Here is a 15,777-nt window from a genome sequence, read left to right as displayed (position 1 = left end):
TAATCGACGCATTTTATGAAAAGTGCTTGCTATCGCACCACCAGTGCAATACATTGGTCTCTCCAAAAACCAATATTGCTAGACTCGCCTGAATCCGCCTGACCTTCCGATTTTCATGAAACCGACCCGCACCATTTCCACCGTCGAAGTCCACACCGGCGGCGAGGCCTTCCGCATCGTCACGAGCGGTCTGCCGCGCCTGCCCGGCGACACCATCGTCCAGCGCCGCGCGTGGCTCAAGGACAACGCCGACGATATTCGCCGCGCGTTGATGTTCGAGCCGCGTGGCCACGCCGACATGTATGGCGGCTATCTCACCGAGCCCGTATCGCCGGGCGCCGACTTTGGCGTGATCTTTCTGCATAACGAAGGATATAGCGACCATTGCGGCCACGGCGTCATCGCGCTCTCGACGGCGGCGGTCGAGCTGGGCTGGGTGCAGCGCACGATGCCCGAAACGCGGGTGGGCATCGACGCGCCCTGCGGCTTCATCGAGGCGTTCGTCAAATGGGACGGCGAGCACGCCGGCAGCGTGCGCTTCGTGAACGTGCCGTCATTCCTGTGGAAGCGCGACGTCACCGTGGACACGCCGAGCTTCGGCAAGGTCACGGGCGATATTGCCTATGGCGGTGCGTTTTATTTCTATGTCGATGGCGCGCCTTTCGATCTGCCGGTGCGCGAATCGTCGGTCGAGAAGCTCATTCGCTTTGGCGCCGAGGTCAAGGAAGCCGCCAACAAGGCCTTCCCGGTGCAGCATCCGGAGATTCCGGAAATCAATCATATCTACGGCACTATCATCGCCAACGAGCCGCGTCATGCTGGATCGACCCAGGCCAATTGCTGCGTGTTCGCCGACCGCGAGGTCGACCGCTCTCCCACGGGCTCGGGAACCGGCGGACGCGTCGCCCAGCTTTATCAGCGCGGCGAGCTCAAGGCCGGAGAGACGCTCGTGAACGAATCCATCGTCGGGACGGTGTTCAAAGGCCGGGTTCTGCGCGAGACGTCGGTTCACGGCATGCCTGCCGTGATTCCCGAAGTCGAGGGCGAAGCGTATATCAGCGGCTTTGCACAATGGATCATCGACGAGCGCGACCCGCTGACGTACGGTTTTCTCGTGCGCTGATCGCGCGGCGATATCGTCGCGCCGGATCACGCCGGCGCGATATCGCGCTGGACGCGGTGAATGTGCTGCTCCACGTAGAACGCGGCGGCGTCCGCGTCGCCGGTTACGATGGCTTCGTAAATGAGCCGATGCTCCGCAACGTAGAGACGGATTCGGGCGGGATCGTAGATGCCGTCGTCCTTGAGGCGCTTCCACAAGGACTGGTCCATTGTGTCGGCAATCTCCTGGGCCAGCTTCACCAGTAGCGCGTCGCCCGTCATCACCGCAAGCTGGCGATGAAACAGGCGGTCGCTATTGTTCCAGAGCGCACGTTCTTCGGGATCCGAAACGTCGGTCAGCGTTTCCATCTGGGCGAGATAGTGCTCGGCGAGCGCATCCCGCTTCTTGTGGGCCGCCGCGCGGCGCGCGATCGCGGGCTCGAGAATCAGGCGGACATCCAGCGTTGCCGACGGGCTGTAATCCGCCTCGACCGAACCGGCTTCCCCGCTGCCCGATAGCGCGCTGCCGCGCGCGAGAACTTCAGGCGCATTCGCCGAGACATACGTGCCGGAGTTTCTGCGCGTGACAACGAGGCCTTCATTCTGGAGCGCCCCGATCGCCTCGCGCACGGCAGGACGCCCCACACCGAACAAAGCGGCGAGCTCGCGCTCCGAAGGCAGGCGCGACTCGGGAAGGTACCTGCCAGCCCGGATTTCCGCGCGGATCTTTTCGGAGACCTGCTCGTAAATCTGTAGAGGGCGAAAGTTCGCGGAGGAATCGATGCGTGCGGAGGCCATGTTGGATCTTTCGATGCGTTGGTTTTCAATATACCACTTCTGAGCCAGAGGCTCGATTCATGGATTGATAATCGCCCAAATCTGGTTTAAATTGAATCCACTTGAATCCAGTTCAGCGACTTCTCCAAAGCCATGACCCCTTCCCCCGTCAAAACCTTCGACGCACAAGCCACTGCCGCGTTGCTCGACTATCCGGCGCTCGTGCAAATGCTGCGCGCAACCATCGTGGAATACGCCGCCGGAAAAATCGTGAGTCCTGAACGTCTGGTCATTCCATTGCAGGAAGGCGGCGTGATGCTCTCGATGCCTTCGAGCGCGAGCGATATCGCGATCCACAAGCTCGTCAATGTCTGCCCCGGCAACAGCAAGCGGCAGCTCCCCACCATTCACGGGCAGGTCATTGCGTGCGATGCGTTCACGGGCGAAATGCTGTTCGTGCTCGATGGCCCCACGGTCACCGGGCGCCGCACGGCTGCCGTTAGTGCGCTGGGCGTCATGTGCCTGCATGCGGGCGCACCCAAGGAGATCCTGATCATCGGGACCGGAAAACAGGCCGTCAATCATGTGGAGGCGTTTGCGGCGCTCTTTCCGCATGCGCGGATGCTCATCAAGGGATCGACGCCGGAACGCACGCAGCGCTTTGTCGAATCATTGCGCGCGATTGCGCCCAATCTCGGCGCGCTCGATGGCGACGTTCCCGATTCGGTCGATGTCGTCGTGACGGTCACGACGAGTCAATCGCCCGTGTACACCGCACCCGCACGGGCCGGGCGGCTGGTAGTCGGCGTGGGCGCATTCACGCCCGCGATGGCGGAAGTCGGCAAGACGACCGTGGACAGCAGTTTCGTCGTGGTCGACGACCCTGCCGGCGCGAAGCACGAAGCGGGCGATCTGATTCAGGCCGGCTTCGACTGGGCAAACGTGCACACGCTTGCCGATGCCATCGAGGGAAGCCTCGCGCCCGCGGCCCCGGTCTTTTTCAAAAGCGTGGGCTGCGCCGCATGGGATCTGGCTGCTTGCCGGGCCGCGCGGGTGCGGATCGGCCACGCGGCGTAAGCCGTAAGCAGCCCTCCCCGATTCCTGATGACGCGCCGTTTGGAGCAGCGTATCGTTATCCCATGCGGGTGGTGCACCTCGCCGCCCGCGTGAGCATGGACACGCTCGTCGGGGAGCGATATGACGATTCGGCAACGTCCACGGGAACATGTTGTGGTGCTGGCGCTGGGTGTCGTGCTGGGCCTCGTGGCCGTAGCGACAGGTGCGGGGCTGTGGCTCCACGCGATTCATCTGGGCACTCACGCCGGCGCTGGCGATCAATCGGCCTCAGTGGCCGCAATTCTGTTCGGCGTCTTTCTCGCAGTCTGTGCGGGCCACGAGATCTGGCGGCGCAAAACGCATTAGCAGCACGCCGCGCCATGGACAGCGCGGCGGCTCAGCGGCAACGCGACGGCTCAGGCCGTCGCGAGCCCTTCCTCTGCAATCATCTCGAACAGCAGCGTCTCGAACGCCTGCGCCGCCACCGTGCGCGAAGCGCGGCGGCGCGCGAGCAGCGCCACGGTGCGCTGCGGCAGCGCGGGCGTCACGGGCACGCTCGCGAGGCCCTTGTGCTCGCGCAGCACCGTCGAAGGCAGCAACGTCGCGAGCGAGCCGTCCTTCACCAGCTTGAGCACGGTGCCGACCGCATTGGCCTGCACGAGGACCTGCGGGCGCAACTGGTGAGCATGAAAGTAGGCGTCGGCGAATTTGCGCACCACGAAGTCGGGGCTCAGCAAGGCGAGTGGAATGTCATCGAGCTGCTCCGCCGTCACCGTGCTGCGCCGCCGCGCCAACGGATGCCCGCTCGCCACGAGCAGCGCAATATGCTCGGCAAACAGCGGCTGGGCCTGGATACTCTCCGAGCGCACGTCGGTGAAGCCGATGCCCAGATCGAGCGCATCGCGCTCGAGGCCGGCTTCGATCTCGTCGAGCGGCCGCTCGCTCACTTCCACGGCAATGGCCGGATGCGTCGCGTGAAAGCGGCGCAGCGCGGGGCCGATCAGGTATTCGGCAAAGGTCGGCGCGTAGGCGAGCCGCAGTAAGCCGCGCGTCAATCCACGCACGTCCTGCAACGCGCGCTTGCCGGCGTCGAGATGTTCGAGCGCCATGCGGGCGTGTTCGATATAGACGCGCCCGAAATCCGTGAGACTGATCGTGCGGCCGCTGCGGTCGAAAAGCGCGCCGCCCAGTTCGGCTTCAAGCTGACGAATCTGCTGTGAAAGCGCCGGCTGAGAAACGTGCAGCACTTCCGCAGCGCGCGTGAAATTCTTCAACTCGGCCACGGTGAGCACGTAGCGGATCGGACGGAGCAACAAGGCGGCGGCCTCCATAAGGCGCACTTATAGCAACGATCGTAATATCGTCTTGGACTCGCTCGTGCGCGATGCGCAGAATGGAATCGATGCAAAGTTGCGCTTAATTGCCGGCATGGCTAGGGCGCTGGCCGGCGCGCCATTATTCTACCGTTTGGGGGACAGGATGTTCGAGGCCTTCACAATGTCCATCGTTACCGTCACGGCAGGCGCCAGCCTGACTTTTCTCTGCGCGCTCCTCATGCCCGAAACATTCGCGCAGAAGAGCGCTGCAAACGGCCCGTTCGCAGGACTGGGCGACGCGCCCACGCGCCAGCGGGGCGCGCGCTCACGGCGCTCGCGCCGCATCCGGCGTGCCGGCCACGCGTTAATGTGAGTTCACGGGTGTGAGTTCACGGCGCAGCCGGCATGATCGCCGCATGCCAGCGTGCGCCAATCGCGGTTAACGCTCAATACACGTCGCGCACGTAGCGGCGTTCGCGCGTCATCTGGCCGACGTACTCGCCGGCCGCATCGTCGCTCATACCGCCATGCTGCGCGACGACCGATTTCAATGCGGCATCCACGTCTTTGGCCATGCGGCTAGCATCGCCGCACACGTAGAAATGCGCCCCCTCCTCCAACCACGCCCATAGCTGCGCACCATGCTCGCGCATGCGGTCCTGCACGTAGACTTTTTCTTTCTGGTCGCGCGAGAACGCAAGATCGAGCCGGCTGAGCAGGCCATCGTCGCGCATGCGCTCCAGCTCGTCGCGATAGTAGAAGTCGGTGGCCGCGTGCTGTTCGCCGAAGAAGAGCCAGTTGCGGCCCGTGTCGCCATGCGCGCGCCGCTCGTGCAGAAAGGCGCGAAATGGCGCGACACCCGTGCCGGGGCCAACCATGATCATCGGCGTATCGCCGTGGCGCGGCGGGCGGAAATGCGTGCTCTTCTGCACGAACACGGGCACGCTGGCGGCCGTCGCACGGTCGGCGAGGAACGTGGAGGCCACGCCCTTGCGCTCGCGTCGGCCATTGTTGTAGCGCACCGCCGAGACGGTCAGATGCACTTCTCCTGCGTGCGCCTTCGGGCTCGACGAGATCGAGTAGAGCCGCGGCTGCAAGCGCTTGAGCATGCCGGTCAATTCCTTCGCCGAGAGATCGATGGGGAACTCGTGCAGCACATCGGCAAGTTGTTGTCCCCACAACCAGTTCTTGAGATCGCCCTTGCGTTCGTCGCGCAGCAGTTCGTTCAGGCCCTGCCCGCGCGTGCGCGATGCGATGAACGCAAGCGCGTCGGGGCCGGGCCGCGCGATCTCGTAGTGCTTGCCAAGCGCGTCCGCCAGACGCATATCGCCCACGCCTGGCACCTCGACTGGCGCGTCGGCGGGAAGGCGCGTGAGCGCGAGCAATTCGTCCACGAGCGCGGGGCAGTTGGTCGGCCATACGCCTAGCGCGTCGCCCACTTCGTATTCGAGTCCCATGCCGTCGCCGCCGCTCGTCGCGAGCGAGAAATAGCGCGTGTCCTTCACCGCGCCCTGCATGTTCAGGCGCACGTTGTGAATGAGGTGCGACGCGGCCGGGCGCGCTTTGGTCGCGGCGCAGCCGGGCAGCACCTCGGGAATCGAGCCGCCCGCAGGCACGGCATGCAGCGCGGCGTCTTCTTCCTTGATGCGGGCGACCACGCGGTCGAGCCATGCATCCGCGCTGTTCTGGTAATCGGTGTCGCAATCCTGGCGCGCCATCAAGCGCTGCGCGCCCAGCGCTTCGAGACGCGCGTCGAGATTGCGGCCATGGCCGCAGAACGAGTCGTAATTGCGATCGCCTAGCGCGAGCACCGCGTAACGCAACGCGGCAAGGCGCGGCGCACGCTCCGCTTTGAGCGCCGACCAGAACGGCTCGCCATTGTCGGGCGCGTCGCCGTCACCGAAGGTGCTGGTCATCAACAATGCGTATTGTGCTTTCTCCAGATGCGCGAGCGAGTAGTCGGCCATGCACGCGGTGCGGATCTCGAAGCCCGACTCCATCAGTTGCATGGCGTAGCGTTCGACGAGCGACTCCACATTGCCCGTTTGCGAAGCCCACAGCAGAACCACCTTCGGGCGAGTATGGGCAATCCGCACGGCGCCTGGTTTTTCGACCGGCTTGTCGTTATGCACATGAACCGCTTCGAGCGCCGGCTCGATGCCCGATTCACCCCGGCTGAACAGCCCCGCCAGCAGACCGTCGACCCACGCGCGCGTGCTCGCGGGAAACGGCGCGTGTGCGGGCAGCACGGGCACCGCTACGACGCGGCCCTGTGCCTCGGTCGTCGACGAACGCAGCCCGCCGACGAAACCCGCGAGATAGCGCCGCTCCGTATCGTTGAGTTCCGGCGCGGCCACCGCGCCGAGGTCGAGTAGATTCGCAAACGCATCGATTCGGGACATGTCGAGTTCCTGAGACGGATGAGCCGCGCCGGTATCGTGCTTGTCTGTCACGAGACGGTCAGGCTCAGGCGCCACGCGCGCAAGCGCAACGGCACAAAATTTCAATTCGGGCTGCTGAGAAAGCGCATCGATCGCATCGCTCGTGACCGCGTTCACGCAAAGCTCTTCGCCGAATACGTCGTTCCAGTGCATTGGCGCGAAACAATTGCCAGGCTGCACTCGGTCGGTCACCACGGCGGGCAGCACCACGCGCCCGCGCCGCGAACGCACCTCCACGCGGTCATTGGCGGCGATGCCTAGCGCGCCCGCATCCTCGGGGTGGATCTCGACGAACGGCGCAGGATTAAGCTTGTTGAGCATGGCCACCTTGCCGGTCTTCGTCATGGTGTGCCACTGGTGCTGCAAGCGCCCCGTATTGAAGACGATGGGAAACGTTCCATCGGGCAACTCGGCAGGTGCCACGTGAGGCCGCGCGAAGAATACGCCCTTGCCATGCGGCGTGGGAAAAACGATGCGCGGGCGGCTGCCGCGTTCGTCCTCGCGCAGGGTTTGACCGACGCCATCGTTCAGATAGCGAATCGGATTGCGGTCGCTTTGCGCAGCGCCTTCCTCCGGCGCACAGGGCCATTGCAGCGGCGTCTCGCGCAGCTTCGCGTGGCTCGCGCCGCGCAGGTCGTAGCCCGTCTTCGGATTCGAAAACGCCACGATCTCGTCGAACACCTCCGTCGCGCTCGTGTAGCTGAACGCGCCCTCGTAACCCATCGCACAAGCCACGCGCGCGATGATCTGCCAATCAGGCAGGGCCTCGCCCGGCGGCTCGGTCGCCCGCTGCATGAGCGTCATGTTGCGTTCGGAATTGATCATCACGCCTTCGGCCTCGGCCCAGAGCGCGCCGGGCAGCAGGACGTCGGCGTACTGATTCGTTTCGGTGTCCAGAAAGGCGTCTTGCGCGATCACGAGTTCGGCGGCGCGCAAGCCCTCCACCACCGTGCGCCGGTTGGCGACCGAAGCCACGGGGTTCGTGCAGATGATCCAGCACGCCTTGATCTCGCCCGCCGCCATGCGCGAGAACATGTCGATGGTGCCGCCGCCAAGCCGCGTCGTGAGCGTGCCGTGCGGCACGCGCCAGAGGTCCTCTACGAACGCGCGGTCGTCTTCCGAGAGCACCGAGCGCTGGCCCGGCAAACCCGCTCCCATATAGCCCATCTCGCGCCCGCCCATCGCATTGGGCTGGCCCGTGAGCGAAAATGGCCCGCTGCCGGGGCGGCAGATCTTGCCCGTCGCCAGGTGCAGATTGCAGATTGCGTTCGTGTTCCATGTGCCGTGCGTGCTCTGGTTCAGGCCCATGGTCCAGCAGCTCGTCCACTCGGGCGCTTCGCCGATCATCCGCGCGGCGCGGCGGATATCGTCCTGCGCCAGCCCCGTGATGGCCGACACTTTCTCCGGCGTGTAGTCGCCGAGGAAGGCTGGCATCGCATCCCAGCCCTGGGTGTACTGCTCGATGAACGTGGCATCGGTATGGCCGTTCTCATGCAGCAGATGCAACAGGCCGTTGAGCAGCGCGAGATCGGTGCCTGCCTTGATCTGCAGAAACAGGGAGGCTTTCTCCGCCGTCGCGGTGCGGCGCGGGTCCACCACGATCAGCTTCGCGCCCGCTTTCACGCGGTCCATCATGCGCAAAAACAGAATCGGATGGCAGTCCGCCATATTCGAGCCGATCACGAGGAACAGGTTGGCGCGATCGAAATCCTGATACGAGCCAGGCGGCCCGTCCGCGCCTAGCGAAAGCTTGTAGCCGCTGCCCGCGCTCGCCATGCACAAGCGCGAATTCGACTCGATGTTGTTGGTGCCCACGAAGCCCTTTGCGAGCTTGTTCACGAGGTACTGCGCCTCGATCGACATCTGGCCCGACACATAGAACGCGAGCGCATCCGGGCCGTGTGTATCGAGCGTCTCGCGCAGGCGGCGTGCCGTATCGGCAATGGCCTGCGCGAGCGGCAGCGGCACGGGGTCTTCGTCGCGCGCGTAACGCACGAAAGCGCGTTCGAGCCGCCCGGACTTGCGCAGCGCCACGTGCGCCGACGAACCTTTGGTGCACAGACGCCCGAAGTTGCTCGGGTGCTCGGTGTCGCCGGAGATCTTCGTGACTTCACCGTCCTGCACGTGCAACACCATCCCGCAGCCCACGCCGCAGTACGGACAAACGCTCTTGACGGTTTTTTCGGTCATGTGCGGCTCGAATCCGTGGCTATAAAAGAGTCAGGCCGAAACCCAGACCTGGCCGTTTTCCACGCGTGCGGCAAACGCATTCACCGAACGCACGGGGTCCTCGAGGCACTCGCCGGTCGAGAGATCGAAATGGTGCTTGTAGATGGGCGACGCCACGACGATGCGCTCGCCCAGGCTGCCCACGAGTCCGCGCGAGAGCACCGCGGCCTGCGAGTTCGGGTCGTAGTTGCCGATGGCGAACACGCGCGCGTCGCCGTCGTCGACATGGAACACGGCGATCTGCTCGCCCCCTACGAGCGCGCACACGCCCGTGTTGGGCACAATGTCGTCGAGTTGGCAAACGGGAACCCAGGTGTTATGCGCGATTGCATGGCTGGCGATGTGGCTCATTTCGTACTCCTCGTAAGTGAAGGGACTCGGTAACACTCAAACCGCTTCGATGACAACGGGAATTTCGGCAAGCGCCTGGTGCTGCGCACGCACCGGAATGTGCTGGCGCTCCTCGGGCGTGGCGGGGCGAATCTGGCCGCGCTCCTCGACGAAGGTCACGTGCTGGTCGCCCGCGTCGCTATTGACGAAGTGGCGGAAGCGCCTGCGCGTTTGCGGATCGGTCACGGCCTTCTTCCACTCGCACTCGTAGGTATCCACCACGAGCTGCATCTCCGCTTCCAGTTCCGCAGCGAGGCCCAGCTTGTCGTGCACGACCACATCGACCAGATAGTCGAGGCCGCCTTCGAGGTTGTCGCGCCACACGCTCGTGCGCTGCAGGCGGTCCGCCGTGCGCACATAGAACATCAGGAAGCGGTCGATGTAGCGGATCAGCGTGGCGCGGTCGAGATCGGACGCGAGCAGTTCGGCGTGACGCGGTTTCATGCCGCCGTTGCCGCACACATAGAGATTCCAGCCGCGCTCGGTGGCGATGATGCCGATGTCCTTGCCCTGCGCCTCCGCGCATTCGCGCGTGCAGCCCGACACGCCGAACTTGATCTTGTGCGGCGCGCGCAAGCCTTTGTAGCGGTTCTCCACTTCGATCGCGAGGCCGACCGAATCGCCCACGCCATAGCGGCACCACGTCGAGCCCACGCACGACTTCACGGTGCGCACGGCCTTGCCGTAGGCATGCCCCGATTCGAAGCCCGCGTCGATCAACTCCTCCCAGATGAACGGCAGTTGTTCGACACGCGCACCGAACAGGTCCACCCGCTGGCCGCCCGTGATCTTAGTGTAGAGGCCATACTTCTTCGCCACCATGCCCACGGCGATGAGGCCCTCGGGCGTGACTTCCCCGCCCGGCATGCGCGGCACGACCGAATAGGTGCCGTCGCGCTGAATATTGGCGAGGTAATAGTCGTTCGAATCCTGCAGGCTCGCGTGCTCCTTCTTGAGCACGAACTCGTTCCAGCACGAAGCCAGAATGCCGCCCACCACCGGCTTGCAGATATCGCAGCCGAGCCCCTGGCCGTGCTTCGCGAGCAACGCGCCGAAGGTTTTGATGTTCTCCACGCGCACGAGGTGATAAAGCTCCTGGCGCGAATACGGGAAGTGCTCGCAGAGGTGATTGTTGACGGCCACGCCCTGGCGCCGCATCTCCGACTTCATGATCTGCGTGACGAGCGGCACGCAACCGCCGCACGACGCGCCCGCGCAGGTCGCGGCCTTCATCGCGCCGATGCTCGTCGCGCCTTCGCGCACCGCCTCGCAGATCCGCGCCTTCGAGACGTTGTTGCACGAGCAGATCTGCGCCTCCTCGGGCAGCGCCTCCACGCCGAGCGCGGGCTTGGCCTTGCCATCGGCTTGCGGGAGGATCAGAAACTCGGGCGATTCGGGCAGTTCGATGCGGTTGAGCATCATTTGCAGCAGCGTGCCGTATTCGCTTGCATCGCCCACCATCACCGCGCCGAGCAGATGCTTGCCGCATTCGGACACCACGATCTTCTTGTAGACCTCGCGGCGCTCGTCGGCGAAGCGGTAGGAGCGGCTGCGCGGCGTCTTGCCGTGCGCGTCGCCAATACTCGCCACGTCCACGCCCATCAGCTTGAGCTTCGTGCTCAGGTCCGCGCCTTCGAACGCGCTTGCCGCGTCGCCCACGAGCGTCTTTGCGACGATGCGCGCCATATCGTAGCCCGGTGCCACGAGGCCGAAAATCTGGCCTTGCCACAGGGCGCATTCGCCAATCGCGTAGATATCGGGGTCGCTCGTGCGGCAAGCGTCGTCGATGACGATGCCGCCGCGCACGCCCACTTCGAGCCCGCAGGCCCGCGCGATCTCGTCGCGCGGGCGAATGCCGGCCGAGAACACGATCATGTCGGCTTCGAGATGCGTGCCATCGGCGAACACCATGCGGTTGGCGGCACTTTCGCCATCGACGATAGCGGTGGTGTTTTTCTGCGTATGCACGCTCACGCCCAGCGCTTCGATCTTGCCGCGCAGCATGCGGCCGCCGTCTTCGTCGACCTGCACGGCCATCAGGCGCGGCGCGAACTCGACCACGTGCGTATCGAGCCCCAGGTCGCGCAGGGCCTTCGCGCATTCGAGCCCGAGCAGACCGCCGCCCACCACCACGCCCGACTTCGCGCTGGCGCCACGCGAGCGCATCGCCTCGAGGTCCTCGATGGTGCGATAAACAAAGCAGTCCATACGATCGTTGCCTGCGATCGGCGGCACGAACGGCGACGACCCCGTCGCGATCACGAGCTTGTCGTATGAAAGCGTCTCGCCGTTGGACACTCTTAAGGTGCGCGCCGCGCGATCGATTGCAACAGCCTTCGCGTCCAGCACGAGGCGCACACTGCGGCGAACATCGTCGCGCTCGAAGAATCCGTCGCTCACGAGCGAGAGATCCTCGGCGGACTTGCCGGCGAAGAATTCGGAGAGGTGCACGCGGTCATATGCGGGACGCGGCTCTTCGCAGAGCACCGTCACGCGCAGGTTCCGCACGCTTGATGCTGCGGCGTCGGCGAGCACGCACTCCAGAAATTTGTGGCCCACCATGCCGTGACCAATGACGACGATGTCCAGACCGTCCACTGCGAGCGTTGATTGCGTCATGCCTGTAGCCCCTGCCCAATAAAAAGGCGTCCCGCGAATCTGGCTCGCGAGAAGCCAGACTCGGGGGACGCCGTTGCCCTGAGATTGAATCGATTTGCACTGCCACGCTGCAACATGGCAGCCGGATCGCCGGCCGCCGGATCGCCATTGATCCTGTTCGCGAATCGTTACGCAAGCACCGTGCCAATTCGCGCAAAATCTCCACAAGCCCCGCACGGCGGGGCGCACGCGAATTTCTACGCGGCCTGGTTCCCACGAACCATGGTGCGCCGCGACGGGGCCCGGCACAAATTTGGTGCCCTGCAGCACGCTTGCTGTGCGCGTTCGGTGCGCCACGGCGATGCATTCGCATAGCTTGTCAATCGGTGCACGCCCGCGAGAGGCGGCGAAGGGGAGGGGCATCGACCGATTCGTTGCGCGCTGGTCTGGAATTTGCGTGACGGCATCAACGAACAAACTGAACCAACGCGAAAGGACAAACATGAATCCGACGGGCAAGGTCACCTTATTGAGCGCAGGTCCCGGCGACCTCGACCTGCTGACCCTGAAGGCGGCCAGAGCGCTCGCATGCGCCGACGTCGTGCTGCTCGACGACCTCGTGAATCCCGAGATTGCGTCGCTCGCCCCGCAGGCGCGCGTGGTCAAGGTCGGCAAGCGCGGCGGCTGCCGTTCCACGCCGCAGGCGTTCATCGAGCGTCTCATGCAGCGCCATGCGCGCAAGGGCCTTCACGTGGTGCGCGTGAAAGGCGGCGAGGCGCTGCTGTTCGGCCGCGCGGGCGAAGAACTCGCGGCGCTGCGACGAGCGCAGATTCCTGTGGAGATCGTGAACGGCGTGTCGTCTGCATTTGCGGCAGCGGCGGGCCTCGGCGTATCGCTTACGCATCGCGACCACTGCCAGGGCGTGATTTTCGTGACGGCGCATTTGCGCGACCACAGCGAACCGGACTGGCGTGCGCTCGCCGCCACGCGCATGACGCTCGCGATCTATATGGGGATGAGCCGCATCGAAACGCTGTGCGCGACGCTCGCACAAGCACTATCGAGCGAGACGCCGGCTGCGGTGGTGCAATGGGCCGGCACTGCGAACGAGCGCCGCGTGACGGGCACGCTCGGCACCATCGCCGCTGCGGCGACGCAAGCGGGACTCGGCAGCCCGGCCATCATTCTCGTGGGAGATGCGATTGGGGAGGCGATTGGGGAGGCGGTTACGCTGGCTGCGTTCGACGCGCAGGTGTCGCTATTGCGCAGCGCGTAGCGAGGAAGCGATCGCCCTATTCGCCGAGGTTGAGAAGATTCGAAATGGCCCGCGCCAGACCATCGGGGTTGTCGTACGCAATCATATGCTCGGTGTTGGCCACGAGTTCAACGGTACAGCCGGCTTGCTCGAATTTCGCAATCTCGTCGCGCGTTGCCGCACCGGAAAGGACCACGCCTTTTATCGCGTTCAGCCTGGCCAGATCATCGAGCCAATGGCTCGAATTATCTTCGATGGCCGACTGGGCCCATTGATGGATGGCATAAGGCGACGCCACGGAAAATGGCCCCAGCCACGCATCGTTGCCGCCTTGGGTTTTCAGTTGCGCCAGCAAATGCGCAAACCCGCCGTCGACGAATTGCTCTTCTGTCTGCGACGCAATTTCGGACAACATAGCAATGCCGTATTCGGTCAGCCCCGGTTCGCACAGAATAAGCGTGCGCATCTGAATCGGCAGCATCTGTGCGAGTTTCAGTGCAACGAATGCACCGGCGCTGTGGCCGAACAGGTTCACGCGCGAGCAACCGTGGCTCTCGACAAAGTCCGACAAGACTGCTGCCTGCGCTTGCGAATGGTAATGTCCGTCCCGTGGCTTGTCGCTAAAGCCCGAGCCCATGAGATCGGCCAGCAACGACCTGCGCTTCGCGTACGAATGAGCGCTGACTACGGGCGGGTAATCGCTGCTCGAGGCGCACCCCAAACCGTGAATATAAACGAGCGGCTCAAAAGCCTCACGCCCGGAATGCAGATCGAAATAGCGAAGAACATTGCCTCTTTCGTCGATAACGAACTCATCCATCCTCGGTCCTTGGTCCTGATACCCACGCGCCCGCTACGCCGTCTCCCTGCGCCCCAACACTCTTTTTGCCGCAAGCAAAGGCAGCCGCAAGCCGAAGCCGCCCAGAAGCCGCAGATGCATCCCCGTCAGCAGCAGGTTGTCGCGCACGTAATTGAAATGCGAAACGCCGCCCTCGTGCGCACTGAAGTAGCGCACCGGCGCCTCGATCTGGATAGGCTGCACGCCGGCCCAGCAAAGCCGCACCGCCGCTTCGGGATCGAAATCGAAGCGGCGCATCCACGCATGGCGCTGCATGATCGTCTTGAGCGGCTCGATCGGATAGACGCGAAAGCCGTAAAGCGAATCGCCAATCCCGGCCCACAGCGTTTCGATATCCGCGAACAGATTCGAAAGGCGTCGCCCCTGCACGCGAACCCACGGCGCGCTCGCGTCGAATTTGGGCCGGCCCAGCACCATCGCATCGGGCTGCGCCTGCGAAGCGGCCATGAAGCGCGGAATCAATTCGGTCGGATGCTGGCCGTCGGAATCCAGCGTGAGCACGTGCGTGAAGCCGCACGCCGCCGCGGCCTCGACGCCCGCGAGCACGGCGCCGCCCTTGCCGCAATTGGTGGGCAGCACCATCACGCGCAGTCCCGGGTCGTTCGCCGCCATTGCCTGCAGGCGCTCGGTGCTGCCATCGGTGCTGCCGTCCACGACCACCCAGACGGGGTTCCAGCACGCGCGCGCAGCGCGCACGGTCTCGTCGACCTTGAAGCCCGGGTTGTAGCTCGGAATCAGGACGAGATGCGTGGACGAAACGGCCGGCGTGGACATGGAAGCGAGCGATTGCATGAAACGAAATACGGACAAGGCGATGCTGCCCCTCGAGCGGCATCGAGCGCGTTCAGCGCACGCGATTGGCCTCCACGCAGGCGGCCAGCGCGCCCAGCGTCGCGAAGATCTTTTCGTTATCGGGATTGTCGGAGCGCAGTTCGAAGCCGTACTTCTTCGAGATCAGCAGCGCGATCTCCAGAATGTCGATGGAGTCGAGCCCAAAGCCCTCGCCATAGAGCGGGGTGTCTGCGCTCACGTCGTCGAGCGAGACGTCCTCGAGATTCAGTTCGCCGACGATCAGCGCGGCAAGCTCTTTTTCCAGTGCGTTCATCATGCGTGCCCGACAGTTGGCGCACAGGCGGCGCGCAACCGGCGACACGGCGCACGCATCGCACGTGCTCCCCGCCGCCCCTCCCGGCGCCTGCCCGGTGCCCCACCTGTCTGATTTTGGGGTTCGTTTAGTAAAAGTTACGCGGATTCTAGACGATGGGTATCGGGGCGTATACGGTGCTCGCCGCTGAAAGGTTACAAGGGGTCGGACGCGCGCCGCGCCAATTCAGGGACGCGAACGCGCCAGACGCTTGCGCGGCATTGCGCGCATCCGGTTCGGACGCCCGCACAGCCGCGCGCGAGGACATACAAACGGTTACAAACCGGGGGCGCGCCATTCCGGCGATGGTCCGTCGCCATCTTAAAATATGCGTGTCGCCCTCGTGCGACCAGCTATTCCTATGACATATATGTTGCGCGCGGGCACCAAAGTGCGTGAATAACCGTCCGCTACTCGTCATGAGAGAACTGACTGGTCGCATTCCCACCCATGGAGCCGAACTCGTCGTGCCGCACCCGCCCTGTTGCTTTCGCCTCGAACCGGACCCCGTTCCGGTAAAATTGCCGGTTCGCCTCGCGTCCGCCGGCGAGGCCGGCGTGCGGGGCGCGCATCGTGGACAACACGTGCGCGAGGCTCATGGCCGGCAGCGC

General features: G+C 64.4%; 14 protein-coding genes. 5 read left to right on the top strand and 9 right to left on the bottom strand.

Features of this window, described 5'->3' with window-relative positions; all coding sequences use genetic code 11:
• Positions 1-115 precede the first annotated feature (115 nt).
• Positions 116-1,123, top strand: coding sequence for a trans-3-hydroxy-L-proline dehydratase (lhpH, locus tag PWP93_RS29705; RefSeq protein WP_421047219.1), 1,008 nt, complete (start codon positions 116-118; stop codon positions 1,121-1,123).
• Positions 1,124-1,149: 26 nt separating this feature from the next.
• On the opposite strand, the gene PWP93_RS29700 is transcribed toward lhpH, so the two are convergent.
• A complete protein-coding gene (locus PWP93_RS29700; RefSeq protein WP_421047218.1) occupies positions 1,150-1,899 on the bottom strand; it encodes a FadR/GntR family transcriptional regulator in 750 nt (249 codons plus the stop codon).
• A 132-nt stretch (positions 1,900-2,031) separates the two neighbouring features.
• Here PWP93_RS29700 and lhpI point away from each other — a divergent pair, with 132 nt between their 5' ends.
• Both lhpI and PWP93_RS29690 read left to right on the top strand, forming a co-directional pair.
• Complete coding sequence (lhpI, locus tag PWP93_RS29695) at positions 2,032-2,955, top strand: bifunctional Delta(1)-pyrroline-2-carboxylate/Delta(1)-piperideine-2-carboxylate reductase (protein WP_421047217.1); 924 nt, start codon at positions 2,032-2,034, stop codon at positions 2,953-2,955.
• Positions 2,956-3,075: 120 nt separating this feature from the next.
• Positions 3,076-3,300 (top strand): hypothetical protein, encoded by a 225-nt coding sequence (locus PWP93_RS29690; protein ID WP_421047216.1) that lies wholly within the window; start codon positions 3,076-3,078, stop codon positions 3,298-3,300.
• Positions 3,301-3,350: 50 nt separating this feature from the next.
• Here the strand turns inward: PWP93_RS29690 and cynR are convergent, their stop codons facing one another.
• The gene (gene cynR, locus PWP93_RS29685; RefSeq protein ID WP_421028470.1) at positions 3,351-4,250 is read right to left on the bottom strand and encodes a transcriptional regulator CynR; all 900 of its coding nucleotides are present in this window, start codon (positions 4,248-4,250) and stop codon (positions 3,351-3,353) included.
• A gap of 49 nt (positions 4,251-4,299) precedes the next feature.
• Between cynR and PWP93_RS29680 the strand changes: the two genes are divergently transcribed.
• Positions 4,300-4,623, top strand: a complete 324-nt coding sequence (locus tag PWP93_RS29680) for a hypothetical protein (protein ID WP_421047215.1) — start codon at positions 4,300-4,302, stop codon at positions 4,621-4,623.
• Between the two features lie 73 nt (positions 4,624-4,696).
• Here the strand turns inward: PWP93_RS29680 and PWP93_RS29675 are convergent, their stop codons facing one another.
• The 3 genes from PWP93_RS29675 to nirB are packed head-to-tail and all read right to left on the bottom strand — an operon-like array spanning position 4,697 to position 11,899.
• The gene (locus PWP93_RS29675) at positions 4,697-8,881 is read right to left on the bottom strand and encodes a molybdopterin-dependent oxidoreductase (protein WP_421047214.1); all 4,185 of its coding nucleotides are present in this window, start codon (positions 8,879-8,881) and stop codon (positions 4,697-4,699) included.
• A gap of 30 nt (positions 8,882-8,911) precedes the next feature.
• Positions 8,912-9,271 carry a nitrite reductase small subunit NirD gene (gene nirD / locus PWP93_RS29670; protein WP_421047213.1) on the bottom strand — a complete coding sequence of 120 codons (360 nt, stop codon included), beginning with the start codon at positions 9,269-9,271 and terminating at the stop codon, positions 8,912-8,914.
• A gap of 36 nt (positions 9,272-9,307) precedes the next feature.
• Positions 9,308-11,899 carry a nitrite reductase large subunit NirB gene (gene nirB / locus PWP93_RS29665; protein ID WP_421047704.1) on the bottom strand — a complete coding sequence of 864 codons (2,592 nt, stop codon included), beginning with the start codon at positions 11,897-11,899 and terminating at the stop codon, positions 9,308-9,310.
• A gap of 511 nt (positions 11,900-12,410) precedes the next feature.
• Between nirB and cobA the strand changes: the two genes are divergently transcribed.
• Positions 12,411-13,184 (top strand): uroporphyrinogen-III C-methyltransferase, encoded by a 774-nt coding sequence (gene cobA / locus PWP93_RS29660; protein ID WP_421047212.1) that lies wholly within the window; start codon positions 12,411-12,413, stop codon positions 13,182-13,184.
• 16 nt (positions 13,185-13,200) lie between these two features.
• Here cobA and PWP93_RS29655 read toward each other — a convergent pair whose 3' ends face one another.
• From PWP93_RS29655 to PWP93_RS29640, 4 genes are all read right to left on the bottom strand, one after another.
• Positions 13,201-13,983, bottom strand: a complete 783-nt coding sequence (locus PWP93_RS29655) for an alpha/beta fold hydrolase (RefSeq protein ID WP_421047211.1) — start codon at positions 13,981-13,983, stop codon at positions 13,201-13,203.
• Positions 13,984-14,016: 33 nt separating this feature from the next.
• Positions 14,017-14,796, bottom strand: coding sequence for a glycosyltransferase family 2 protein (locus PWP93_RS29650; RefSeq protein ID WP_421047210.1), 780 nt, complete (start codon positions 14,794-14,796; stop codon positions 14,017-14,019).
• 70 nt (positions 14,797-14,866) lie between these two features.
• Positions 14,867-15,127, bottom strand: coding sequence for a phosphopantetheine-binding protein (locus PWP93_RS29645; protein WP_035529598.1), 261 nt, complete (start codon positions 15,125-15,127; stop codon positions 14,867-14,869).
• Positions 15,128-15,576: 449 nt separating this feature from the next.
• Positions 15,577-15,765, bottom strand: a complete 189-nt coding sequence (locus PWP93_RS29640; RefSeq protein ID WP_421047209.1) for a hypothetical protein — start codon at positions 15,763-15,765, stop codon at positions 15,577-15,579.
• Between the last annotated feature and the right edge of the window lie 12 nt (positions 15,766-15,777).

The organism is Paraburkholderia sp. A1RI-2L (assembly GCF_048957375.1).
In the GTDB taxonomy this organism is placed as follows: Bacteria; Pseudomonadota; Gammaproteobacteria; order Burkholderiales; family Burkholderiaceae; genus Paraburkholderia.
Note: the sequence above shows the minus strand (reverse complement) of the source record. Positions and strands in the feature narration are given on the sequence as shown.